20 protein-coding genes are annotated in these 22,435 nt (G+C 68.6%); 11 read left to right on the forward strand and 9 right to left on the reverse strand.

The genetic code is table 11. The annotated features are described in order from the left end of the window. The first annotated feature begins 55 nt into the window (after nt 1–55). Both FBF36_RS04265 and FBF36_RS04270 read left to right on the forward strand, forming a co-directional pair. Nucleotides 56–1,885, forward strand: a complete 1,830-nt coding sequence (locus tag FBF36_RS04265) for a subtype A tannase (RefSeq protein ID WP_009396270.1) — start codon at nt 56–58, stop codon at nt 1,883–1,885. A 112-nt stretch (nt 1,886–1,997) separates the two neighbouring features. After that, nucleotides 1,998–2,384: a DUF1304 domain-containing protein gene (locus FBF36_RS04270; RefSeq protein WP_009396268.1), complete on the forward strand. Its 387-nt coding sequence runs from the start codon at nt 1,998–2,000 to the stop codon at nt 2,382–2,384. 30 nt (nt 2,385–2,414) lie between these two features. Here FBF36_RS04270 and FBF36_RS04275 read toward each other — a convergent pair whose 3' ends face one another. After that, nucleotides 2,415–3,182 carry a DeoR/GlpR family DNA-binding transcription regulator gene (locus FBF36_RS04275; protein WP_009396267.1) on the reverse strand — a complete coding sequence of 256 codons (768 nt, stop codon included), beginning with the start codon at nt 3,180–3,182 and terminating at the stop codon, nt 2,415–2,417. A 209-nt stretch (nt 3,183–3,391) separates the two neighbouring features. On the opposite strand from FBF36_RS04275, the gene FBF36_RS04280 reads away from it, so the two are divergent. The 7 genes from FBF36_RS04280 to FBF36_RS04310 all read left to right on the forward strand — a co-directional run bounded on the left by FBF36_RS04280 (nt 3,392) and on the right by FBF36_RS04310 (nt 8,630). Then, nucleotides 3,392–3,832 carry a VOC family protein gene (locus FBF36_RS04280; RefSeq protein WP_198283005.1) on the forward strand — a complete coding sequence of 147 codons (441 nt, stop codon included), beginning with the start codon at nt 3,392–3,394 and terminating at the stop codon, nt 3,830–3,832. A 271-nt stretch (nt 3,833–4,103) separates the two neighbouring features. Continuing rightward, nucleotides 4,104–4,973 carry an ABC transporter ATP-binding protein gene (locus FBF36_RS04285; protein WP_009396261.1) on the forward strand — a complete coding sequence of 290 codons (870 nt, stop codon included), beginning with the start codon at nt 4,104–4,106 and terminating at the stop codon, nt 4,971–4,973. After that, nucleotides 4,970–5,674, forward strand: a complete 705-nt coding sequence (locus tag FBF36_RS04290) for an ABC transporter permease (protein ID WP_009396259.1) — start codon at nt 4,970–4,972, stop codon at nt 5,672–5,674. Before FBF36_RS04285 ends, FBF36_RS04290 begins: the two co-directional genes overlap by 4 nt. After that, nucleotides 5,671–6,351: an ABC transporter permease gene (locus FBF36_RS04295; protein WP_009396257.1), complete on the forward strand. Its 681-nt coding sequence runs from the start codon at nt 5,671–5,673 to the stop codon at nt 6,349–6,351. Before FBF36_RS04290 ends, FBF36_RS04295 begins: the two co-directional genes overlap by 4 nt. Then, complete coding sequence (locus FBF36_RS04300) at nt 6,348–7,334, forward strand: ABC transporter substrate-binding protein (protein WP_009396255.1); 987 nt, start codon at nt 6,348–6,350, stop codon at nt 7,332–7,334. Before FBF36_RS04295 ends, FBF36_RS04300 begins: the two co-directional genes overlap by 4 nt. Before the next feature lie 157 nt (nt 7,335–7,491). Further along, a complete protein-coding gene (locus FBF36_RS04305; RefSeq protein ID WP_138137215.1) occupies nt 7,492–8,115 on the forward strand; it encodes an NADPH-dependent F420 reductase in 624 nt (207 codons plus the stop codon). 107 nt (nt 8,116–8,222) lie between these two features. After that, complete coding sequence (locus FBF36_RS04310) at nt 8,223–8,630, forward strand: winged helix-turn-helix transcriptional regulator (protein ID WP_009396251.1); 408 nt, start codon at nt 8,223–8,225, stop codon at nt 8,628–8,630. Nucleotides 8,631–8,657: 27 nt separating this feature from the next. Here the strand turns inward: FBF36_RS04310 and FBF36_RS04315 are convergent, their stop codons facing one another. From FBF36_RS04315 to FBF36_RS04335, 5 genes are all read right to left on the reverse strand, one after another. Next, on the reverse strand, nt 8,658–9,248 hold the full coding sequence (locus tag FBF36_RS04315) for a dihydrofolate reductase (RefSeq protein WP_009396249.1): 591 nt from the start codon (nt 9,246–9,248) through the stop codon (nt 8,658–8,660). Further along, nucleotides 9,245–10,138: a thymidylate synthase gene (locus FBF36_RS04320; RefSeq protein WP_009396247.1), complete on the reverse strand. Its 894-nt coding sequence runs from the start codon at nt 10,136–10,138 to the stop codon at nt 9,245–9,247. The genes FBF36_RS04315 and FBF36_RS04320 overlap by 4 nt, the downstream gene beginning before the upstream one ends. Beyond that, on the reverse strand, nt 10,135–10,833 hold the full coding sequence (locus FBF36_RS04325; protein WP_009396245.1) for a hypothetical protein: 699 nt from the start codon (nt 10,831–10,833) through the stop codon (nt 10,135–10,137). The genes FBF36_RS04320 and FBF36_RS04325 overlap by 4 nt, the downstream gene beginning before the upstream one ends. Before the next feature lie 74 nt (nt 10,834–10,907). Continuing rightward, nucleotides 10,908–11,348, reverse strand: a complete 441-nt coding sequence (locus FBF36_RS04330; protein ID WP_009396244.1) for an OsmC family protein — start codon at nt 11,346–11,348, stop codon at nt 10,908–10,910. A gap of 167 nt (nt 11,349–11,515) precedes the next feature. Further along, nucleotides 11,516–12,022: a DUF2505 domain-containing protein gene (locus FBF36_RS04335; RefSeq protein WP_009396243.1), complete on the reverse strand. Its 507-nt coding sequence runs from the start codon at nt 12,020–12,022 to the stop codon at nt 11,516–11,518. 177 nt (nt 12,023–12,199) lie between these two features. Between FBF36_RS04335 and FBF36_RS04340 the strand changes: the two genes are divergently transcribed. Next, nucleotides 12,200–13,675 carry a sensor histidine kinase gene (locus tag FBF36_RS04340; protein ID WP_009396241.1) on the forward strand — a complete coding sequence of 492 codons (1,476 nt, stop codon included), beginning with the start codon at nt 12,200–12,202 and terminating at the stop codon, nt 13,673–13,675. Nucleotides 13,676–13,774: 99 nt separating this feature from the next. On the opposite strand, the gene FBF36_RS04345 is transcribed toward FBF36_RS04340, so the two are convergent. Next, nucleotides 13,775–14,023, reverse strand: a complete 249-nt coding sequence (locus tag FBF36_RS04345; protein WP_003779481.1) for a WhiB family transcriptional regulator — start codon at nt 14,021–14,023, stop codon at nt 13,775–13,777. A 206-nt stretch (nt 14,024–14,229) separates the two neighbouring features. Continuing rightward, complete coding sequence (locus FBF36_RS04350) at nt 14,230–17,853, reverse strand: FtsK/SpoIIIE domain-containing protein (RefSeq protein ID WP_009396239.1); 3,624 nt, start codon at nt 17,851–17,853, stop codon at nt 14,230–14,232. A gap of 140 nt (nt 17,854–17,993) precedes the next feature. On the opposite strand from FBF36_RS04350, the gene ligA reads away from it, so the two are divergent. Continuing rightward, a complete protein-coding gene (ligA, locus tag FBF36_RS04355; protein WP_138137217.1) occupies nt 17,994–20,450 on the forward strand; it encodes an NAD-dependent DNA ligase LigA in 2,457 nt (818 codons plus the stop codon). 78 nt (nt 20,451–20,528) lie between these two features. Here the strand turns inward: ligA and FBF36_RS04360 are convergent, their stop codons facing one another. After that, entirely contained in the window at nt 20,529–22,352 is a 1,824-nt protein-coding gene (locus FBF36_RS04360; RefSeq protein ID WP_034492233.1) for a L,D-transpeptidase, read from the reverse strand. Nucleotides 22,353–22,435: the final 83 nt, after the last annotated feature.

Raw genomic sequence — 22,435 nt, forward strand, 5'->3', positions numbered from 1 at the left:
ACGTACGCAGACACCCGAGCGAGGCACGCGACTGACTGTCCCGGAGGGAACCACGATGAACCTGCCACGACGCACCATCCTCACCACACTGCCCGCTGCGGCGGGACTCCTGGGCCTGGGGGCCTGTTCCACCGGAGGGGCCACTGCGCAGGCCTCCTCCACGGCGTCGTCGCAGGCGCCCACCGACACGAAGCTCGCCCTGGACAACGCGGCCTGGCGCTACGACGCGGAGCACAAGGTCTACTACCAGCTGGGACTGCGCTACGTGGCCACGCCCCAGGCCTCGGACTACGAGACCCTGGGCATCTACGTGCCCGGCGCCTACTTCACCGGAAAAGACAACGGAAACGGCACCTATACGGCCACGGTCAACCCCTCCGGCGCCGTCGGCAGCCTCACCGCCGCCACCGCACCCACCGTCTTCCCGGTCAACACCCCGGGATACTCCGCCCAGAAGCCGCCCACCGAGTACTCCTACGACACCATCAAGGCCTACATGGAGGCCGGTTTCATTTACGTCCATGCCGGCCTGCGCGGCAAGGACTCCAACTCCCAGACCTACTCCGGCAACGCGCCCTGGGGCGTCACCGACCTCAAGGCCGCCGTGCGCTACCGGCGCTACAACTCCGCCTCCGTGCCCGGCGACGCCGCGAAGGTCTACGTCTTCGGGCACAGCGGGGGAGGGGCGCAGAGCGCCGTCGCAGGAGCCTCCGGGGACAGCGAGCTGTTCGCCCCTTACCTGGCCGCCCTGGGTGCCGCCACCACTGACACCAGCGGCAAGGCCCTGTCCGACGCCGTCGCCGGAGCCATGTGCTGGTGCCCGATCACCAGCCTGGACAGCGCCAATGCCGCCTACGAGTGGAACATGGGACAGTTCGCCTCCTCCGACACTCGGGCCGAGGGAACCTGGACACGGGCCTACTCCCAGGACCTCGCGGCCGCCTTCCCCACCTACCTCAACGGGCTGAAGCTCACCGACTCGCAGGGCAAGCCGCTCACCCTGGAGTCCTCCTCCCAGGGCACCTTCCTGTCGGGCTCCTACTACGACCACCTCGTGGGGGTCATCCAGAAGTCCCTCAATGACTTCCTGGCGGCCACCACCTTCCCCTACACGCCCTCGTCGACCGAGATGGCGGGGATGGAGCGCGGTGGAGGCGGCGGGGCGCCGTCGGGAACCCCGCCCAGCGACGCCGGCGGCACGCCACCCAAGGGTGGGACGTCAAAAGGCGGCAGTCAGGGCAGTAGCAAGTCCACCACCTACAAGACGGTGGAGGAGTACATCGCCTTCCTCAACTCCTCCTCGCAGTGGGTCACCTACGACGCCTCCAAGAAGACTGCGACGATCACCGGCCTGCAGGGCTTCGTCACCTCCCAGAAGAACGCCTCCAAGGACGTGGGGGCCTTCGACGGCGTGGGCCGCGCCCAGACCGAGAACCTCGTCATGGGCTCGGGGGAGACCAAGCAGCACTTCTCCTCCCTGAGCCGCGAGGTCATCTCCAAGGGGCAGTCCAGGTACTCGGGGCTGTCGGGCTGGAACAAGGACTACGGCGTCGCCGGCTACGAGAAGGACCTGGGTGCCAAGGACTCGGTCGGCACCGACATGGTCACGCGCGTGGCGATGTATGACCCCCTGTACTACCTCACCCAGGACTCCAAGGGGCGGGGCAGCTCCACCATCGCCCCCGCCTGGCGCATCCGCACCGGCATCACCCAGGGCGACACCGCCTCCACCGTCGAGGTGAACCTTGCCCTGGCGCTCCAGCAGGCCGGAGCCGGCAGCGTCGACTTCGCCACTATCTGGGGACAGGGGCACACGATGGCCGAGCTGACCGGCACCGGCGAGGAGAACTTCATCGCCTGGGTGACCAAGCAGGCGGCCTCCTGACCTCAGGAGGCGCCGGAGGCGTCCTGGGGAGCCTCGGGAATCCCGGGGAATAACGACGGCGTCGGGGTAGTTGAGGGGGCCGGTTTCCATCCGTCCCATGAATCGAGCGCACATGCTGACCGCCGCAATGGTCCTCGCCGTCCTGGCCGCCGCCCTCCACGTCCTCATCTTCTACATGGAGTCCATCGCCTGGGAGGGGCCTCTGGCCCGCAAGACCTTCGGGGGCACGCCCGAAGAGGCCAGGCCGCACGCCTTCTACGCCTTCAACCAGGGCTTCTACAACCTCTTCCTGGCCCTCCAGGCGCTGACCGGAGTCGCCCTGGCGGCCCTGGGGCACGTGGCCGTCGGCGCCGCCCTCATCCTGGCTGGCACTGGAGCCATGCTGGCGGCCGCCGTGGTCCTGGCCCTGGCCTCAGCTCCGCACCGTGGCGCAGCTGCCAAGCAGGGGATCCTCCCGCTGCTGGCGGTCTCCTGCACCATCGCAGCACTGCTGGGCTAAGCCGCTCCGCTGCGACCCGGTCGTTCGCCGTTAGTCGCACAGGACGACGTCAACCCCGACTCCCCGCAGCTCCTCGAGTGCCTCGGGGTCGATCTGGCTTGTTGTCAGCAGCGTGTCGAGGTCCTCGATACGCCCGAACCGGTAGGTGTTGGTCTGGGTGATCTTGCTCGGTGCGGTCGGCAGAACGCGTCGGGTGGAGGAGTCCATGATGGCGCGCTTGACCATCGCGTCGTCGGACTCCATGACGGTCATGCCCTCATGGGTGGACACGGCGCAGGTGGACAGGACCGCGACGTCGGCGCGGAACGCGCGCACCGCCTCGACCGCCTCAGCGGAGAACAGGGAGAGGGACTCCGGATCCACCGGGCCGCCCGCGATGGTCACCGCGGCTCCACGCACGGAGGCCACTGCCGCCCCTGCTCCCAGCGACAGGCACAGAACCCGGATGTCGCGGCCGGCCAGCTGCTCAGCCACCATCTCGCAGGTGGTCCCCGAGTCGATGATGACCGCCTCCCCGTCCTCGATGAGCTCGGCAGTGGCCTGCGCCAGACGGCGCTTGATCTCCACATCCTGCCTGCGACGCATGGAGGCCGGTCGGGCGGCTCCACGGCGCGGTGCACGCAGAGCCCCGCCGTGGACCCGGGTCACCAGGCCCTCATGCGCCAGCTCTGCCAGGTCCCGACGGATGGTGATGACCGAGACCCCGGTCAGCCGGGACAGCGCCTGCACACTGTGGACCGTGGTGGGGCTCAGGGCGCGCAGTATCGTGCGGCGCCTGTCGTGGGGACTCTCGCGCATGCTTCCTCCGCATCGGTAGCAACGAGATGATCGTTTTGCTGGAGAGCGAGCAATGACAATGATCGTATGGTCTTCTACTGTTGGTGTCAACGGATCGGAGTTTCGGAAATCCGTTGATTCAATGCTGAAAAATCGCTGCCTAGAAGAGTGATCGTACGATCATCTCTGGTTGTCGGTAGTGATTCTTCACCGTCAGGAAAGGAATGACCATGCCGTACCTCGACCACGTCGCCATCTGGGTCGCCGACCTCGACAGCGCCCGCGACTTCTACTCCCACTGGTTTGACGGGCATGCCAACGGTCTCTACGAGAACCCCAGGACCGGCCTGCGCACCCACATCCTCCACTTCGCCGAGACGCCCGCGGGCGAGCGGGGGACCCGCCTGGAGATCATGACCCGTCCGGAGCTGGCCGAGGGGCGCGAGGCCGCCGGGCTGGGGTGGGCTCACGTCTCTTTTGGCCTGCCGGGGCGCGAAGACGTCGACCGCCTGGCTTCCTACATGTCGGAAGCCGGTGTGCCGGTCGTCGACGGACCTCGCGAGACCGGCGACGGGTACTACGAGGCCACCGTGCTTGACCCCGAGGGCAACCGTGTCGAGCTCGTTGCCTCCGACTACTCCGACGACGTCGCCCTGCGCCCGGCCTTCTGATCCGGACCTTCTGATCCGGAAAGCCCGCCCGGGGTCGCAGCCTGGGCATGCAGTGCGGGAATGGTTCGCGCTGCTGCGGTGTTGAGTGGGGGCAGCTCGTCGATACCTTCGACGTGTCGATGGTGAGTACCTGGGTGTTTGCTTGCAATTCTGCACCAATCGTCTTGGGAAACGCTGCCACCTGATAAATCGGCGGGTGGCGGCTGGTACGGTGGCGACACGCCATCAGGGCGCGCCGCCACAGGCCATGAGAGGACACCCGGCACCTGCAATGAGCAGCACCATTACCTTCGATGCCGTCACCAAGTCGTACCCGGCTGGGAGGGGTGCCGGATCCGGTTCTCCAGCCGTCGACTCCTTCACGGCCCGTATCGAGGCCGGCACCACCACCGTCCTGCTGGGATCGTCCGGCTGCGGCAAGACGACCCTGCTACGCATGGTCAACCGCATGGTGGAACCCTCCAGTGGACGGGTCCTCATCGATGACGATGACGTCGCCACCCGCGACGCCGTCGCCCTGCGCCGCTCCATCGGCTACGTCATGCAGAACGCGGGGCTGCTGCCGCACCGACGCGTCATTGACAACATCACCCTCGTGCCCCGCCTCCAGGGCGCCGACCGCCGCGACGCCCGGCGCCGGGCCCTCAAGCTCATGGACATGCTCGACCTCGACCGCGACCTGGCTGGACGCTATCCCCACCAGCTCTCCGGCGGCCAGGCCCAGCGCGTCGGAGTGGCCCGGGCCCTGGCAGCCGACCCCGAGGTGCTCCTCATGGACGAGCCCTTCGGCGCCGTCGATCCTCTTGTGCGTCGTGACCTCCAGCGCGAGATGGTCCGTATCCAGGCCGAGCTGGGTAAGACGATCATCTTCGTCACCCACGACGTCGACGAGGCCCTTGCCCTGGGCGACGAGATCATCCTCCTGCGCGAAGGCGCCCAGGTCGCCCAGCGCGGCAGCGGCCCCCAGCTGCTGGCCGACCCGGCTGATGACTTCGTCGCCCGCTTCCTCGGCCTCGACGACGCCGCACGCCAGCTGAGGCTCAAGGACGTCGCCGAGTCCCGGATCATCCTGGACCGGGCCGGCCGCGCCGTCGGGCGCCTGGCCGACGAGTCCTCTGCGGAGGCGGAGGAGCGGGTATGAGCTGGGTCCTGGCCAACCTGCCCACCATTGCCGGGCACCTGCTGGCCCACCTGCTCCAGGCGGTTCCCGCGATCATCGCCTCCTTCGTCCTGGCGATCCCCATCGCCCGGCTGGCCCGCGTGGCCCGTCCGTTGCGCGCTGTTCTCGTGACCGGCTCCTCGCTGCTCTACGCCATCCCGTCCCTGGCCCTGTTCGTCATCCTCCCCATCATCCTGGCCACCGGCATCCGCGACCCGTTCAACGTCATCGTGGCCCTGACCCTTTACGGGCTGGCGCTCCTGGTGCCGGCCACCGCTGATGCGCTCGACGCCGTTGACGCCCGGGTCCTGGATGCCGCCACCGCCATGGGCATGGGACGCCTGCGCTGCTTCCTCACCGTCGAGCTGCCGCTGGCCGGTCCCGCCATCCTCACGGGCCTGCGCGTGGTGACGGTCTCAACGATCTCACTGACCACCGTCGGAGCGGTTCTCGGTGTGCGCAGCCTCGGCTGGCTGTTCACCGACGGCTTCCAGCGCGGCGTCACCGCAGAGATCCTTACCGGTCTAGTGTCCACCGCGGCCCTGGCTCTCATCCTGGACGGGCTCGTCCTTGCGCTGGGGCGGCTGTGCCTGCCCTGGACATGGAAGCGCGTCGGAACCTCCGGAGCGGCCGTAGCCGGTGTCGGCGCCGCGACCTCGGGGAGTCAGGAGGGCAAGGCGTGAGGTTCGTCCTGGCCGCCCTGGCCTACATCGCCGATCCCGCTCACTGGGGCGGGGCCATGGGGATCGGCCCGCTGCTTGTCCAGCATGTCCTCTACTCCCTGGCCGGTGTCCTCATCGCCGCCCTCATCGGGGTCCCCGCCGGCTGGTGGGTGGGGCACACCGGACGTGGACGCACCTGGGTTCAGTCGCTCAGCGGCGCGGCCCGCTCCCTGCCCACCCTCGGCCTCATCACGCTGTTCGGCCTCGTGCTCGGGGTCGGCCTGAGCGCCCCCATGATCGCCTTCGTCATCCTGGCCCTGCCCAGTGTCCTGGCCGGAGCCATGAGCGGGGTGCGGGCGGCCTCGACCATGGCCGTCGACGGCGCCCGGGCCAGCGGCATGAGTGAGCTTCAGGTGCTCAGTCGGGTCGAGATCCCCCTGGGGGCGCCGCTGCTCGTCGGCGGGCTGCGCTCGGCCAGCCTCCAGGTCATCTCCACCGCCACGCTGGCTGCATACACCGGCGCCGGCGGGCTCGGCCGACTCATGTTCCTGGGCCTCAAGACTCAGGACTACGTCATGATGCTCGCCTCAGCGCTCCTGGTCATCTCCCTCGCCCTGGCCTCCGAGGCCATCTTCGCCCTCATCCAATGGGGTGTCACGCCCCCGGGTGCCCGGCAGCACCGGAAGGAATCAGCATGACCGCACCGTCCAACTCGCGCCCCGGCAAGCAGCTGACCCGACGCGGCCTGCTGGCCGGCGTCGGTGCGACCACCGGCCTGCTCGCCCTGAGCGCCTGCTCCGATACCGATCCCTTCGCCGTCGACCGCGCCTCGGGGGGCTACTCCGGCGGCCCGATCATCATCGGCAGCCAGCAGTACTACTCCAACGAGATCATCGCCGAGCTCTACGCCCAGATGATGGAGAAGGTCGGCCTGAGCGTCACCCGCGAGTACCAGATCGGCCAGCGGGAGGTCTACCTGCCCGAGCTCGAGGCCGGCAAGATCCATGTCATCCCCGAGTACGGCGGCAACCTGCTGGAGTACTACAGCAAGACCTCCGCCTCAGGCAGCCCCACCACCGCGACCCCCGCCCGCACCGCCGGCGATACCGCCTCCATCCAGGACACCCTGCTGAGGACTCTGCCGCACTCGCTGACCGTCCTGAACCCGGCCGAGGCGACGGATCAGGACTCCCTGACCGTCACCAAGGCCACCGCCCAGGCCCACTCCCTGACCTCCATCGGCGACCTGGCCTCGCTCGGGCGGCCCATCACGATCGCCGCGAACTCGGAGTTCACCACCCGCCCATACGGCCCCAAGGGCCTCAAGGCCGTCTACGGCGTCGACGCCTCCGTCACGCCGGTGGAGGACTCCGGCGGGCCTCTGACCGTCAAGGCCCTCACCGACGGCACCGTCGACGTCGCCGACATCTACTCCTCCGATCCCGCCATCAGGGCCAAGGACCTCGTCATCCTGTCCGACCCCCAGATGCTCATCCTCCCGCAGAACGTCACCCCGCTGGTCTCCGCCTCAATGCCGGCCATCGCGGCCACCGCCATCAACCGGGTCTCGGCCCTGCTGACCCCCGACGAGCTGCGCTCCCTCAACCATCGCTCAACCGGCGAGAAGCTCAGCTCCAAGGTCATCGCCACTGACTGGCTCACCTCCAAGAAGCTGCTCTGAGCGCGAGAGGCCCACGGTGCTCGGCGTGTCAGTGATGGTAGAGATCGTGCGCGACGACAGTTAGTGATCTCTTACATACAGTCACTCTCTATTGGAAAGTGGATGCATGTGAGAGAGTTCAGTTGTTCGTTCAACAACTAACGCTCAAGGAGCTCTCATGTCCGTCCCCTCCATCTCCATCATCGGCGCCGGCAACATCGGATCGGCGGTCGCAGGTCTGGCGGTCAAGGCCGGTGCCAGTACTCAGGTCCTGGTGCGCGACGCCTCCAAGGCCACCGACCTGTCGGGCGTCGAGGTCGCCGAGATCGGCTCGCCCCTGACCGGTGACATCGTTGTCCTCGCCCTGCCCTACACCGCCATCGCCGAGGTCATCGCCACCTACGGCGCACAGGCCTTCGCCGGCAAGGTCGTCGTCGACCCGACCAACCCCCTGGACTTCACCACTCTCGACTCTCTCGTCCCGGCCGGTAGCTCCGCGACCGCCGAGCTCGCAGCGAAGCTCCCGGACGCCCAGGTGGTCAAGGCCTTCAACACCGTCTTCGCCTCCGGCCTGGCGAGCGGCACCATCGGCGCTCGCCCGGCCACTGTTCTGGCCGCCTCCGACTCCGTGGAGGCCAAGACGAGCCTGCGCTCCTTCGTCGAGGCCGCCGGACTGACGTGGGCCGACGCCGGCGAGCTCAAGCGGGCGGAGCGTCTGGAGGCGCTCGGGGCGCTGAACATCGCCCTGGGCGTCACGGAGCAGGTCGCTTGGACCGGCGGCCTCGCCGTCGTGCCTGAGTGAGTAGGGCTCCCGGTTCGCAGGTAATCTGTCGCCCATGCCCGTCGTCGGCCGCTCACGCGCGTGGGCGGCCGACGACGGATCAGCGACCAAGCACACGAGGAGACAATGTGGCCGACACTGAGCAGCTGACCAGCATGCAGCAGGCGGGGGAGATGGCGCCCAACCCCTATAGCCGCAGCTGCCCCTCACGCGGTCTGCTCAAGTCGCTCGGCGACCTGTGGACCGTGCTCGTCGTCGGGGCGCTTCACGAAGCGGGCCAGCCGCAACGATTCAAGGAGATATCGACCCGCGTCGACGGTATCTCCACCAAGATGCTCACCCAGACCCTCAGGGGCCTTGAGCGCGATGGACTCATCGAGCGCCATCAGTACCCTGAGATCCCGCCGCGAGTAACCTACGAGCTCACCGACCCAGGCAGGGGGCTGGCGGAGGCGCTCGCTCAGGTTGAGGCCTGGGCCACCGACCACCTCGGTGCGGTCACTGAGGCGCGGGCTCGTTATGATGCCACCCACTGAAGACCCGTTGCGCCCACTGAGCCGCGTCTAGAGGTGCCGCCAGGTCTCCACACGCCAGCGCGCGTCCCCGGACACGGGGCGCCACTGCCCCTGCGGGTCGGAGAGGGACGGATCGATGGCCCACTCCTGAGTGCTGACTCCCGGTGCGCGCACCAGAGCCGAGTTGGGCAGGCCGCGCTCGCGGGCCCGCTCGGTGGCATCCAGGTCCAGGACGCTGACGACGAGCACATCGGGCAGGCCGTCGGCCAGAGCCTGCTCGTAGACGCTCCCGCCACCGATGACCCACAGGCGGGGCAGCCCGGCAGCATCCCCCTCACGAGGATCGTGCCCCAGCTCGGAGGCCAGGCCCTGGGCAGCCAGCGAGAGCCCCTCGCGCAGCGAGCCGGCGCGGACCGCGCCCTCGGTCCGCCAGGACCGGTCATGGGTGAGGACCACGTTGCGCCGTCCGGGCAGGGGGCCTCCCAGTGACTCCCAGGTGGTGCGTCCCATGACCAGCCCGCAGCCCATGGTTGTGGTCTTGAAGTGGGCGAAGTCCGCTGGCACGCGCCACAGCATGCCGCCGTCGGCCCCCAGGATGCCGGTGACATCCTGGGCCCAGATCATCCCCAGGCCGCTCATACCGCGACCGGGGCCTTGATCGTGGGGTGGTGCTCGTAGCCCTGGGAGGCGTCGATGTCGTCCATGTCGTAGGCGTCGATGGACTCGGCCCGCTCCAGGCGCAGCGTCGGGAAGGGATGGGCGCTCGGCACTCGGGAGAGCTGGGTGCGGACTTGCTCGACGTGGTTGTCGTAGATGTGGCAGTCCCCGCCGGTCCAGATGAGCTCACCGGGCTCCAGGTCCGCCTGCTGAGCGAGCATGTGAGTGAGCAGTGCGTAGGAGGCGATGTTGAAGGGCACCCCCAGGAACAGGTCGGCACTGCGCTGGTAGATCTGCAGGCTCAAGCGGCCTTCGGCCGCATAGCACTGGAAGAAGGCGTGACAGGGGGCCAGTGCCATGGACCCCAGCTCGGAGACGTTCCAGGCCGAGACCAGCATGCGCCGTGAGTCCGGGTCGGTGCGCAGTGTATCGATGAGCCCGGAGATCTGGTCGATCACACCCCCGTCCCGGGTGGGCCAGGAGCGCCACTGCGAGCCGTAGACCGGTCCCAGCTCGCCGGAGTCATCGGCCCACTCGTCCCAGATCGTGATACCCCGCTCCTGGAGCCATCCCACGTTCGTGTCTCCGCGCAGGAACCACAGCAGCTCCCCCTTGACGGCCTTCATGGCCACGAACTTCGTGGTGATACGCGGAAAACCACGCCCCAGGTCGTAGCGCAGCTGGCGGGCGAAGAGCGAACGCGTCCCGGTGCCGGTGCGGTCGGACTTCGAGGTCCCATTGGTCAGAACGTCCGCCAGGAGGTTCTCGTAGGCGACGTCGACGTCCGGCGGGGGGACGAGCCCCATCCGCGCCAACGCCGGGTACTGGACGGCCTGCGGCGACGGCTCGCTCGCGCTGCCGACGCCGCTCATGCGTCGATTACCTCGACATGGGAGTTGTCGACGTAGCCACCCAGAGCGAGCTGGGGTCCCAGCGCCGCCTGCGCCCCCTCAATGACCTGGTTGGCCAGCGCCCGGCCTCCGGACCAGCCGATGGCGGCCCCGATCCCGAAGGGGAGGAGGCGCCCCAGCGCCAGTGCCCCACCCTTGGCGGCCGAGCGCTTGGCCACCCGTTTGATGAGGTGGGCATTGATCGACTTCACCGATGGCAGAGGCATCTGCATGAGCAGCTGAGCCGCCCAGAACATCGAGGACAGACCCAGCTGGCCCTGAACCGCCTCGGAGCCCTCCTTGCCCAGGAGGGCAGAGAGAACCAGGGCCCGACGGCGCTCGGTGTCGACGATGTGGACCCCCTGGATCTCCGCGACAGTGAGAACGTAGGTGACGGCCGAGGCGATGAAGGCGGCGCTCTGGCCGACTGTCAGAGCGGCGGCCGCACCGGTACTGATGGCCGGTATCGCTGCGGATGCCCCGACCGCTCCCGATGACAGCCCCGCGTCCCGCCGGAAGCGGGAGGCGGCCATCTCGACGAGCTCGGCGGCGTCGGCCCCGGGGCGGTCTCGGCGCATCCGTGCGACGCGCTCCTCGATGCGGGCGGCCGGGATGGCGAGGGCCTTGTCAAGGGCGCGTTCGAGCGCGGTGGAGCGCCCAGAGCGGGAGGTGTTCACAGTGGTCTCCTTACCTGAGTGACACAGGGGGCCTCGGGGACGGCGGCCGGATCAACGGACGGAGCGCCGGGCGCTCAGTCCTCGTTGGGGTCGACGATCGTCGTCGTGTAGGAAGCGCCGTGCTCGATGGTGTGCCCCACGGTGCAGTGACGGTCGACGGCGCTCGCGACCCGCTGGTTCAGCAGCTCGCGCTGATCGGCATCGAGTGAGGACAGGTCGGTGACGATCTCGACCTGGAATGACTCGTAGCGCTCCTCGGCGTCGTTCTTGACGGTCGAGCAGCCCACGGTGGCCTCGAACCCCTCGCCCAGTGACTTGGCCAGGCGGTGGTCGGCGGACAGGGTGTTGCAGGTGGCCAGTGCGATCTTCATCAGCTCACCGGGGGAGAACTCGCCCGGCCCCATGCCGACGCGCACCTCGGCGCCGGAGGAGTTGCGGCCGATGTACTGCCGGGTGCCCGTGCGCTCGGCCCACACGGCGTTAGGGGCGGAGGCGGCTGTGCTAGATGTGCTCATGGCCTGATCGTGCCATGAAACGGAACGCGACTCGGTGTCCGAGCCGGTGTGCAGGCCCGTGCTGCGCCACTGGCGGACAGAGACGCAGCACGGGAATAACAAGACCTGGCGACGTAGCGCACAGTGAGTGATCAGGGTGAGTGAACGAAGCGCGACTAAGGCACGGATCAGTGCTCGGCGAGCCAGGCAGTGGCGCGGCGCTCCTCGTCCGCCACGACTCGCCCCACCATGCTCATGGCCTTCTCCTCGATGGTCTTGCCCACCAGCGGCACTGAGACCTTGAGATCAACGTCGACGGTGACGGTGGTGGCCTCACCGGCGGCGTCGACGGCCGGAGCCATGGTGGAGGTGGCGCTGACCTTGACCGGGGTGTTCTTGAGCGTCACGTCGTAGCCGCCGGAGCGTGAGCCGTCGTCCTTCGGCTCGCCCCAGGACTCGGCCACGGTGAAGGACACCGCCGAGCGCACGATCCGCGAGGCGACCGAGGGAAGCTGGGAGGGCTGGATGCTCCCGGCGATGGTGGTGACGAACCCCTGACCGCGCTGGGCGACGTCGACCGAGGCGTTGTCGAGTCCGGCTCTCGAAACCCGCTCCTCCTGGTAAGCGGGGTCGGCGAGCATCTGCGCGGTGCGTGCCGGACTTGCGGGATAGGTGATGGTGATGGTCTTCCTCATGGTGCGATCCTGTCATGTTTCACCGGGCCGCGGCATGTTTCGATCACGGAGGGGCCGGGAGACGTGACGCGGCTCGAACAGTTGAGAACGGGATCGTCAAGGTCCTGAGCATGTGTTCTGCTTGGCAATTAGCCGGCTCGACGAGCCGGGTTCGCTCACTGCCGATAACCTTGAGAGGTGCCTAATCTTCTGCCCAGCGCCCTGAGAGACGCAGTCGACCTCGCCGAGGCCGACCTTGACTGGATCCACCAGCTGGTGGCCGACTGGCAGCTGATTGCGGACCTATCCACCTCTGACCTGGTCCTGTGGGTGCGTACCCGCGCGGGGCGTTTCATTGCCGCAGGCCATACCCGCCCCTCCGGTGGGACCACCGTCCATCTCGAGGACGTCATCGGGCGGCGCATGCCGGCCTCACGTGAGGCCATGGCCATGGAGTCACTGTCCACCGCTCAGATCCAGGACGCCGCCGAGCCCTACTGGACCGGCACCGCCGCGGTTCAGGAGGAGTACATCCCGGTCGTCCACGCCGGTACACCGATCGCCGTCGTCACCCGGGAGACCTCGGTGGGCGTCATCCGGGGCGGGCGCATCGTTGAGCGGGAGATGGAGGAGATCGCCGAGGTCCTGTGCCAGATGACCGCCTCGGGTGACTTCCCCATCCAAGGTGCCGGCACCACGATCCGCCACGGTACACCGCGCGTGGCCGACGGCGTCCTGCGTCTGGACGAGGAGGGGCGGATCGTCTACGTCAGCCCCAACGGGCGTTCCTGCTTCCATCGCCTGGGAATCGATGGCGAGCTGGAGGGGATCCAGCTGGCGGAGGCCGTCACATCGATCATTCCTGCCCGCACCCCCGTCGATGAGACGCTGGCCGTGGTGCTCATGGGACGGCAGGCCTGGCTCACCGAGGTCGAGGTCGAAGGAGTGTTCCTCTCTCTGCGTTCCATCCCCCTGACGCTCGGAGGGCACCGCTCCGGGGCGGCGCTCCTGGTCCGCGACGTCACCGAGGTGCGTCGGCGTGAGCAGGTCCTGCTCAATAAGGACGCCACCATCCGGGAGGTCCATCACCGGGTCAAGAACAACCTGCAGACCGTCTCGGCGCTGCTGCGCATGCAGGCCCGCCGTGCCTCGAACGAGGAGACCCGTCAAGCTCTGTCCGAGGCCGAGCGCCGGGTGACCACCATCGCCACCGTCCACGATGCCCTGAGTCACAATGTCAACGAGCACGTGGACTTCGATGAGGTCTTCTCCTCCATCCTGCGCATGGCTGCGGTCGTGGCCACGCCCACAGGTGAGGTCAGCACCAAGCTGGAAGGATCCTTCGGCGTGGTCGATGCTGACACGGCTCAGGCGCTGGCCACGGTGCTGGCCGAGCTCGTGACCAATGCCGTCGGGCACGGCCTCGATGGACGTGACGGCCGCGTGACAGTCACGGCCCACCGTGACGAGGACAGGCTCGAGGTCCACGTGATGGACAACGGTGCCGGCCTTGCGCCGGACACCCTCATGACCGGTCTGGGAACGCGGATCGTCACCACGCTCGTGCGTGGAGAATTGCGGGGGGTCATTGACTGGGAGCCTCTGAGCGGAGGGGGGACCGACGTCGTCATTCACGCCCGCCTTAACCAGAGGGCTACGAGGGCTGACGCCTGACCTGTCGAATCCCAGCTGTTGAAAACGCCTGGATCAATAAAACGGTGTTCGCACGATTAACCGTGCGAACACCGCGGCGCAAAGAAACTCGATCAGTTTTCAGGACGACCGGCGGGCGCGAGCTGCCCGGCGCTTGAGGGAACGACGCTCGTCCTCGCTCATGCCGCCCCAGACGCCGGCGTCCTGACCATTCTCCAGAGCCCACTTCAGGCAGGTGTCCACCACCTCGCAGCGGCCGCACACCTCTTTCGCCTTGGCGATCTGGGCAATAGCGGGACCGGTGTTCCCCACAGGGAAGAAGAGCTCCGGGTCAACGGTGAGACATGCGGCTTGGCTGCGCCAGTCCATAAAGGCCCCCTACAAGGTCATCGGTCATACGGCTAGCGCCGGCCCGGCTTGTCAGGGGACGGCGGCCGCGTCTGAGAACAACTTTCACATGACGGTGGGCAGCGGGCAAGACCTCGATCATGAGACCTGCGCCTATACCCTGTCGTGATCCTCACAGGACGTGGAGCTGTTGAGATAACACCACTTTCCGTCATTGAGAATGCCTGTTAAACAGAATGTTCAATAGGGCGATCATCGTCGGGCCGGGGCAGCACGATCTGAATGGGTAGGCACGTTCCCCGATAGACGAGTGCTCCACGACCGGGCAGCGTCATCGCCCTCGGATCGGTGACCGCCCGCAGGGAGACGCCGGCGGCTTGATCGGCATGGCGCAGACCGGGCCACAGCACGACGAGCGCTTCGCGCTCACGCATGGTGGAGATCGCGCCGCGGAAGGTCGTGGCCACCTTCTCCGTCGAGGCGGAGGCCAACACCACATCGGAGCGCGCCAGCGCGGCCTCCACCTGAGTGACGGTGGCTACGTCCGCCAGGTCCAGGTCGTCCACAATGAGGGCATCCGAAGGAATCGCCTGAGCCAGCGCCCGCAGCGCCGTGGAGCGTCCCGAGCCGGGCGGCCCGGTCACCAGGACACTGGTGCGAGCCGGAAGCGTGACCGGAGCAGCCGCGTCCCCTCCCACAGCCCAGGTACCGTCCGGAACGTCCTCCCAGGTGGGCCGTGTCGGCAGCGGCACGAGCCGCAGCACGCAGCCGCCGTCGTGGTCGGAGCCGGATACTGGGGACCCCTCACGGAGCACGATCTGACAGGCGGTCGTCGCAGCCCCGTCCAGGATGACGCCGCGCCCCGGGACGCCACCGGTGACCACTCCACGTGGAAGACCGGCGAGAGCGGCCTGCGTGCCGGTGGCCGCACCGAGAACCAGTCTGAGCCCCATGGATCCTGCCCACCGGGCGGTGGACGCGGCCAGCGGGGCGGTCATCAGCAGGGGAGCGCCCGCTGCGGATGTGGTTCGGATGACGGCCTCCAGCAGGGCGTTTCCCTGACCGGGGCCCAGCACCTCATCGATGGTCGGGATGAGTGCGTCGACGTTATCGAGGCACAGCAGGTCTCCGCCCAGCCGCCCACTGGCCGCAAGCCCCCACAACCGGGCCAGGCGCCGCGGGTCCTCCGTACCGACAACCGTGCCCACCCCGGGGTGGGTGAGGAGTTCGTGCACGGGTGAGGTCGCGTCGGCGGCCTCGCCGGAGCCGTCGGACGCCGGGGGAGTGAGTCCGCACAGGTGCACCCCTCTGCCCGAGCTCAGTGCCGCTGTCGCGGCCGAGGCCACGAGGGTGGAGCGCCCCGACCTCGGGGCCCCGAGCACCAGCAGCGGGCGAGTGACCCGCCAGTGCCACACCCCCAGACTCTGCTGGCGAGGAAGGTCGGTCACGGCGAGAAGAAGACGGCCGTCGTCGTGCGTGGACAGTGGGGCGCGGTCGGTGAGGCCCGCGGGGGCGAGTGCCCCATCCGCCCCCTGCTCCTCAGTCCCGCCAGGTGCCCGGGGGCCTCGAAGCCGTCCCAGCTCGAGCGCCTGGGCCGTGTTGATCGAGGTGGGCAGAGCCGGCGCCCACGGGCGCCACGGGGAGGCGTGTCCCTCGGCTGCGCGTGAGACGAGGTCAACGATCTCTTGGACCTCACGCCCTGAGCCGCACCAGGGGGCCTGAAGCACCTGGTTGCTGGCGCTGCTAGGGCCAGTAGGTCCGTTGCCGAGACCTCGTGGGCCGGGGACGCCCTCCTGCTCGCTGCCGGCTCCACTGACCAGGACTCTGCCGGGATGATGACCGAGCCGGGCGGCCCCGTCGTGCCCCAGGACGTCCCTGGAGTCAGCGGCGTCGAGCACCCGCAGACACACTCGCAGGGAGGTATTGGCCCGAATTGCCGGGGACACGGCCCCCTGAGGGCGCTGAGTGGCCAGAATGAGGTGGATCCCCAGGCTGCGTCCCTGGGATGCGATGCGCACCAGGGACTCCAGGACGTCGGCGTGCTCACCGGCCAAGGTGGCGAACTCGTCCACCGCCACCACCAGATCGGGGACGACGACCCGTGGCGGCAGGCAGGAGAGGTCCTTGGCGCCGTGGGCGGCCAGGATCCGCTCGCGGCGGTGCACCTCGGCCTCCAAGGAGGACAGGGCTCGTTGGGTGCCAGCAGGATCCAGATCCGTCAGGACCCCGGCCGTGTGCGGCAGGCCGGCGAGAGGACCGAAGGCGGCACCGCCCTTGTAGTCGACGAGGACCAGTGTCAGACGATCCGGCGCCCGACTCAGTGCCAGCTGCACCAGCCACGAGATGAGCAGCTCGGACTTTCCAGAACCCGTCGTCCCGGCCAGCAGGGCGTGCGGGCCGTCCGCCACCAGGTCGGCTCTCACGGGCCCCCGCGATCCCACTCCGAGCACCGCAGGCAACGCCGGGGCAGCCTGAGCCGGCGAGCGCGACTGCTCCTCCCACTGCGCCCGCAGCTCGTAGGCGTCAAGGTCGTCCATGACCTCACTGAGGGGCACCAGATCGGGAATCCCATCGACCTGGGACGACGCCCTGGACGGTGACGTGATCCGGGAGCGGCTCAGGTGACGAACCGCATCCCACCAGATCGGTGAGCACGACGGCGCCCCGGCCGGAGCGGGCCGCGTGCTCAGCGCCTGCGGCGGGACCTCGTCATGCGAGCAGGTCACTATCTGCGCGCTGTGAGGGCGTGCCTGCGGGCCCCAGGAGAGGCGTACTCCCAGTCGGCCGCCTTCCTCCTCACAGTCCTCATGCTCCTGACTATGCTCCCCACTGTCCTGACGACCCGTGCGTTCGTCCCGCGGGTCACCCGGCAGGTCGGTCAGTACGGTCAGCTGGACCTCATCGCGGGCCAGGAGCTGGGTGCACCACCATCTCAGCGCATTCCCGGCCCCTTCGCCCACCAGGGCCAGGCTCTCACCGTCGGAGAGCGATAGGACGCAGCGCCGTCGGCGCCCGGCACTCCAGGCTGCCAGGACCTCTTGGGAGGTCGAGACCGGTGTTGAGCCCTCGGCCTCGGAGCCCTGGACGGACTGAGACATGCTGGAGCGTGCCGCGACGGCCAGCAGCATCGTGGCAGGGTCCGGCTCGCCGTGCCTCCAACCCGGTCGGCGTCCTCGGCGGCGCCGGCGACCACGCCATCTGGGCCCGCCGGCGCGCCCGGTGCGCTGGGATCGTCGACGTTGCAGGAACGGCACCAGGCGCATGATCGTCATCGCGACCATCGGCGCCACCATGACCATGCCCATCGCACCGCGGCTCCCCGTCCTGACCGCAACCGCGGCCGAGCAGCCCATGACCAGTAAGCAGACCAGTGAGCCCACCATCAACCATGCCGCTGACGAAGCCGGCGCCGCAGGGGCCGCCACCACCAGGTCGCAGGGACGCCTGCGCAGCTCGAGCACGCTGCCCCCCAGCCGCAGGAGCGTCCCCTCCCTCAGCCTCATCTCCCTGCGGGCGCGCCACCACAGTCCCAGGTGCCAGTAGCGGTAGGAGCCGTTGGCTGATCCACAGTCCTGCGCCAGGACACGACCGCCGTGAATCCGCAGACGCAGATGGCGGCGTGACACCAACGGATCGCTGAGAACCTCTCCCCGTCCCAGGAAGGCGCCGTCCCTGACGGCTATCACCAGGCCACGGTCAGGACCGTCCAGGACCGCAAGGTGCCATGGTCCGGCCAAGGCGGCAAGAGCCGCGTCCGCGGCCGCCTCACCGGCCGAGTGCTGGCACGACGAGAACGAGGTCTCTCCCGGAAGGAGCGGGTGGAGGTCTAGGACATCGGCGATAGCGCTCATTCCTCCAGAATCACCGCTGGAGTCCGTCACGTCGCCGGTGGGCACCCCCGGGTGTGGACATCCTCCCCATTTGGGGATGCTCATGCTCACTGTGGATACGCGAGAGCCCGGTGTGAGCTCGGTTGGGGGAAGATGGCCCCATGACTGACATCGACGCGCCCCGCGGTCCCGCTCCTACCCCGGCCTCCTCCTCGGCACGCTCCGATCGGCAGAGCCCCGTGGATCTGAGCGTCGTCCCCGCCGCCGCCCGGGAACGCTGGAGTGAGCTGGTGCGTGACATCGAGGCCGCCCGCGACGCCTACTACAACGCGATCGACGCCGAGAGTCCCCTGTCGGACGCCGACTACGACGCCCTCTACCGGGAGCTGGAGGGGCTGGAGGCGGCCCACCCCCTCCTGGCCAGAGCCGGATCGCCGACCCGCTCGGTGGGCGGGCGCGCCATCACCGACTTCGCCCCCGCCCCGCACCATGAGCGCATGTACTCCCTCCAGGACGTCTTCTCCCTTGACGAGGTCCAGGAGTGGGCTGAGCGCATGGTCGCCGAGACCGGGGTCGGCGACGACGAGCTCGCCATGACCGCCGAGGTCAAGATCGACGGCCTGGCCGTGGCCCTGACCTACGAGGACGGGATCCTCACCCGGGCCGCGACCCGCGGTGACGGTACCACCGGCGAGGACGTCACCGGCAACGTGCGCACCATCGCCTCGGTCCCGCTGGTCCTGGCCGGTGACGCCCACCCCTCCCTGCTCGAGGTGCGCGGCGAGGTCTATTTCCCCACCCAGGAGTTCGAGTCCTTCAACGAGGAGCGCCGTACCCGCAACCTGCAGCGGCAGGCGGACGGCACCCCTCTCCTGCAGGTCTTCGCCAACCCCCGCAACGCGGCCGCGGGCTCGCTGCGCCAGAAGAACCCCGCCGTCACCGCCTCCCGGCCCTTGGCGATGATCGCCCACGGGGTCGGCGCGATCACCCCTGCTCCGGGGGAGAAGCTGCCCACCCGGCAGCACGAGTGGTACGAGCTGCTGGCCGGCTGGGGGCTACCGGTGTCCCCCTACAACACCGTGGTCCGGGGGCGCGCTGAGCGTGAGGCCTACATCGAGCGCTACGCCACCCACCGCCACGACCTCATCCACGAGATCGACGGCATCGTCTTCAAGCTCGATGACCACTCCCTTCAGCGGCGCCTCGGTCACACCTCCCGAGTACCCCGCTGGGCCACTGCCTACAAGTACCCGCCCGAGGAGGTCCGCACCCGGTTGCTGGACATCGCCGTCCAGGTCGGGCGCACCGGCCGCGTGACGCCTTTCGGCATGATGGAGCCGGTCCTCGTCGCCGGCTCGACGGTGGCCCGCGCCACCCTCCACAATGCCACCGAGGTGGCTCGCAAGGGCGTGCGCATCGGGGACATGGTCATTGTGCGCAAGGCCGGCGACGTCATCCCCGAGATCCTGGGGCCGGTCGCCGAGCTGCGTGACGGCAGCGAGCGGGACTTCGTCATGCCGACGCACTGCCCGTCCTGCGGCACCGAGCTGGCACCGGCCAAGGACGGAGACGTCGACCTGCGCTGCCCCAACACTCGCTCCTGCCCCGCCCAGCTCACCGAGCGGATCGCCCACATCGGCTCCCGGGGCGCCCTCGACGTCGAAGGGCTGGGAGACGAGGCCGCAGGCGCCCTCACCCGACCCGACGCCGGACGCCGCGAGGCCCTGACTGCGCTCGCGGCGGGGCGTAGCCTGGAGACCGAAGGCGGACGGCTCAGCCTTCCGCACGGCGAGCTCGACTCCCTCCATGTCTCTCAGCGGGTGGAGGCCGTCGAGGAGCTCCTGAAGCAGGCGGGGGTCACCGAGCAGACACCGGTGCTCACCGGCGAGGCCACCCTGTTCGACCTGACCGAGGACGACCTGCGCGAGGTCTTCGTCTGGCGTCCCGTCTCCCGCCGAGGGGTTCCCACCGGGGACTGGCGCCTGAGCCGCTTCTTCTGGACCAAGCAGATCTACGACGCCGACGGGCGGGTCAAGAGGGCGACGGCGCCGGGAAAGAACGCGACCGCCATGATCTCCCAGCTCCGGCAGGCCCGCACCCGTCCACTGTGGCGCATCCTGGTGGCCCTGTCCGTGCGTCATGTCGGGCCGACCGCCGCTCGGGCCCTGGCGGCGCGTTTCAGGTCCCTGGAGGCTCTGTGCCAGGCCGACGTCGCCGAGCTGGCCGAGGTCGACGGCGTCGGACCCACCATTGCCGAGTCCTGGGTGCGGTGGCGCGAGGTCGACTGGCACCGCGAGATCCTCAGCCGATGGGAGGCCGCCGGGGTCCGTACCCGGGAGGAGACCTCGGACCAGCAGGAGGAGCCGGCACGGACCCTGGAAGGCCTGACCATCGTCGTGACCGGGTCCCTGGAGAGATTCACCCGGGACAGCGCCAAGGAGGCCATCGTCTCGCGCGGCGGCAAGGCCTCGGGCAGCGTCTCGAAGAAGACGAGCTTCGTCGTCGTGGGAGACAAGGCGGGTTCCAAGGAGAGCAAGGCCCGCGATCTGGGACTAACGATCCTCGACGAGGACGGCTTCGTGGCGCTCCTGGAGTCAGGCCCCCAGGCGGTCTCCTGATGGCTCACGACTGGGGCGGGGCACCTCCTTGTCAGGAGGTGCCCCGCCCCAGTCGGTTGCGACTCGGCTGATACCGGCTCAGTAGTGGCTCTGAACCACCGTGTTCGTGTCGAGCCAGTTGTAGAGCCACTGCGCCTCGGGGACCGGCATGTTGATGCAGCCGTGGGAACCGGAGTACCCGAAGCTGGAGCGCCACCCCGCGCCGTGGAAGGCGAAGCTCTCATAGAAGTAGCTCACCCACGGGACGTTTTCCGCAACGTACTCATCGCCATTGGGCTCCAGACCACGCATCGTCTGGGACTCGTACTGCAGGTAGACCTTGTAGGTGCCGGTGACTGTCGGAGTCGCGGCTCCGCCGTCGACGATGGAGACCGGGCCGTGCACGACGGTTGCCCCCTCGTAGGCGGTCACCGTCTTGTTCGACAGGTTGAGGTCGACCCACTTCTCACCCGGAGCGGCCTGGTAGGGCAGCTTCTCCGCGCCATTGGCGATGGTGCGGTCCTTCCACTCCGCCTTGACCGTTGTGGCCTCGAAGGAACCGGAGTAGGCCTTGCTGCTGCCCAGGGACTGCGTGATCGAGGTGGCCACCGCATCGGCGTTGTTGACGGTCTTGCCGTCCTTGGCCTCCGTCGGGGTGGAGACCACCTGACCGTTGGCATTGACGTTGCGCTGACCGGTGACGGGATCGGAGCTGGCCTCCTCGGCCTGTGTCTTCACCCATTGGGAAACCTTTGAGGAGTCCACGGCGATGGTCGGGGCGGCGTCGGACGAGTTCGTCACCGTGATCCACGAGGCCTTGTCCGTGCTCTCCGCCGTGTAGGAGTCCTCACCCATGGTGACGGTGACGTCCTGGGAGACCCAGTTGTTGGCCTTGTCGGCAACCTTCTGGGCGTCGGAGTCGGAGACCTTCGGGTCGGCACTCGTGATCGTCAAAGAGATCGATGACGAGTCCAGGGACGTAGCGGCCTTTTGCGCAGCCTGAGTCAGGGCCTCTGCGTCCAGTGAGGAGCCCTTGGACGAGCTGGTGGTGGTGAAGGTGGTGCCGTCCTCGCCGAGAACCACGGTGGCGTTGCGCGCCTTGGCACGGTCCTCAGGGATCAGAGAGGTGGCATAGCTGCTCACCTTGGTCTTGTCGGTGGTGGTGACCACCGGGATCTCACCCTTGGAGACCAGAGCGTGGAGCTTCTCACTGAGTGTGTCGCCTCGAGCCATGACGGCATCGGCGGTGGCCTGGGCATCCACGGTGGTTCCCAGGTCTGCGAGGGTGGCGCTGGCGGTGACGTCCCCGGAGATGTCGACCTTGGTGCTCTTCGTACGCTCCTCAATGGCGGCCACCACCTCCTCCCGGCTCTTGCCGGAGACGTCGGTGCCGGCCACGGTGGTCCCCGGGACGGCCCGGCCGTCGTAGTGCGCGGCGTAGGCGTAGCCTCCGGCGCCGACGACGCCCAGCAGGAGGAGCGCGGCGGCCGCGACCCCCAGGGGCCAACGGCGACGACGCCGGTGCTCGTCCTGGGACGACTCTGCACCGGGGTGCGTGGCTGCTGGGAAGGTGGCAGGAGTCAGCACGGCTGCGGCGGGATGGCCGGTCCTATTAGCGCCTTCAGCACTGACGATGCCCTCAGTGCTCGGCTGATCGTCCGACTGGGTGCTGCTGCCGGGCTCGGAGGTCGGGGTCGGGACGACCGCCTCAATCTCCTCGGTGCTGCCCTGTTCCGCGTTCGTATCGCTTGAGGCGGTGCTGGCGGAATGCGCATACGGTGCCGTGGTGCTCGCAGCCGTCTGGAAGACGGACTGACGACGCACGCCTTCGGGCTGTCCGTAGGGCGTGCTGAGCACAGTGGTATCGCTCTGTGAGGCTTCTCCCTGGTGCTTTACACCAGTGGGGGAAGTGTTGCTGCTCATGCATCCTCGTCCCTCGGCCACCTGCCCCGCGCGGGGGAGGAACATGGCCGAATCCAGTGGTCCATCCGACCTCCGGCGGTCCA

This window comes from Actinomyces sp. oral taxon 171 str. F0337 (assembly GCF_005696555.1).
Lineage (GTDB): Bacteria > Actinomycetota > Actinomycetes > Actinomycetales > Actinomycetaceae > Actinomyces > Actinomyces oris_E.

Excerpts from the sequence above, each read along its gene's own strand:
- FBF36_RS04275 (WP_009396267.1), bottom strand. The coding sequence starts at position 3,182 with ATGCGCGAGAGTCCCCACGACAGGCGCCGCACGATACTGCGCGCCCTG.
- FBF36_RS04270 (WP_009396268.1), top strand. The coding sequence starts at position 1,998 with ATGCTGACCGCCGCAATGGTCCTCGCCGTCCTGGCCGCCGCCCTCCAC.
- FBF36_RS04335 (WP_009396243.1), bottom strand. The coding sequence starts at position 12,022 with ATGAGGAAGACCATCACCATCACCTATCCCGCAAGTCCGGCACGCACC.
- FBF36_RS04265 (WP_009396270.1), top strand. The coding sequence starts at position 56 with ATGAACCTGCCACGACGCACCATCCTCACCACACTGCCCGCTGCGGCG.
- FBF36_RS04290 (WP_009396259.1), top strand. The coding sequence starts at position 4,970 with ATGAGCTGGGTCCTGGCCAACCTGCCCACCATTGCCGGGCACCTGCTG.
- FBF36_RS04280 (WP_198283005.1), top strand. The coding sequence starts at position 3,392 with ATGCCGTACCTCGACCACGTCGCCATCTGGGTCGCCGACCTCGACAGC.
- FBF36_RS04300 (WP_009396255.1), top strand. The coding sequence starts at position 6,348 with ATGACCGCACCGTCCAACTCGCGCCCCGGCAAGCAGCTGACCCGACGC.
- FBF36_RS04360 (WP_034492233.1), bottom strand. The coding sequence starts at position 22,352 with ATGAGCAGCAACACTTCCCCCACTGGTGTAAAGCACCAGGGAGAAGCC.
- FBF36_RS04315 (WP_009396249.1), bottom strand. The coding sequence starts at position 9,248 with ATGAGCGGCCTGGGGATGATCTGGGCCCAGGATGTCACCGGCATCCTG.
- FBF36_RS04320 (WP_009396247.1), bottom strand. The coding sequence starts at position 10,138 with ATGAGCGGCGTCGGCAGCGCGAGCGAGCCGTCGCCGCAGGCCGTCCAG.
- ligA (WP_138137217.1), top strand. The coding sequence starts at position 17,994 with ATGACTGACATCGACGCGCCCCGCGGTCCCGCTCCTACCCCGGCCTCC.
- FBF36_RS04285 (WP_009396261.1), top strand. The coding sequence starts at position 4,104 with ATGAGCAGCACCATTACCTTCGATGCCGTCACCAAGTCGTACCCGGCT.
- FBF36_RS04330 (WP_009396244.1), bottom strand. The coding sequence starts at position 11,348 with ATGAGCACATCTAGCACAGCCGCCTCCGCCCCTAACGCCGTGTGGGCC.
- FBF36_RS04350 (WP_009396239.1), bottom strand. The coding sequence starts at position 17,853 with ATGAGCGCTATCGCCGATGTCCTAGACCTCCACCCGCTCCTTCCGGGA.
- FBF36_RS04345 (WP_003779481.1), bottom strand. The coding sequence starts at position 14,023 with ATGGACTGGCGCAGCCAAGCCGCATGTCTCACCGTTGACCCGGAGCTC.
- FBF36_RS04305 (WP_138137215.1), top strand. The coding sequence starts at position 7,492 with ATGTCCGTCCCCTCCATCTCCATCATCGGCGCCGGCAACATCGGATCG.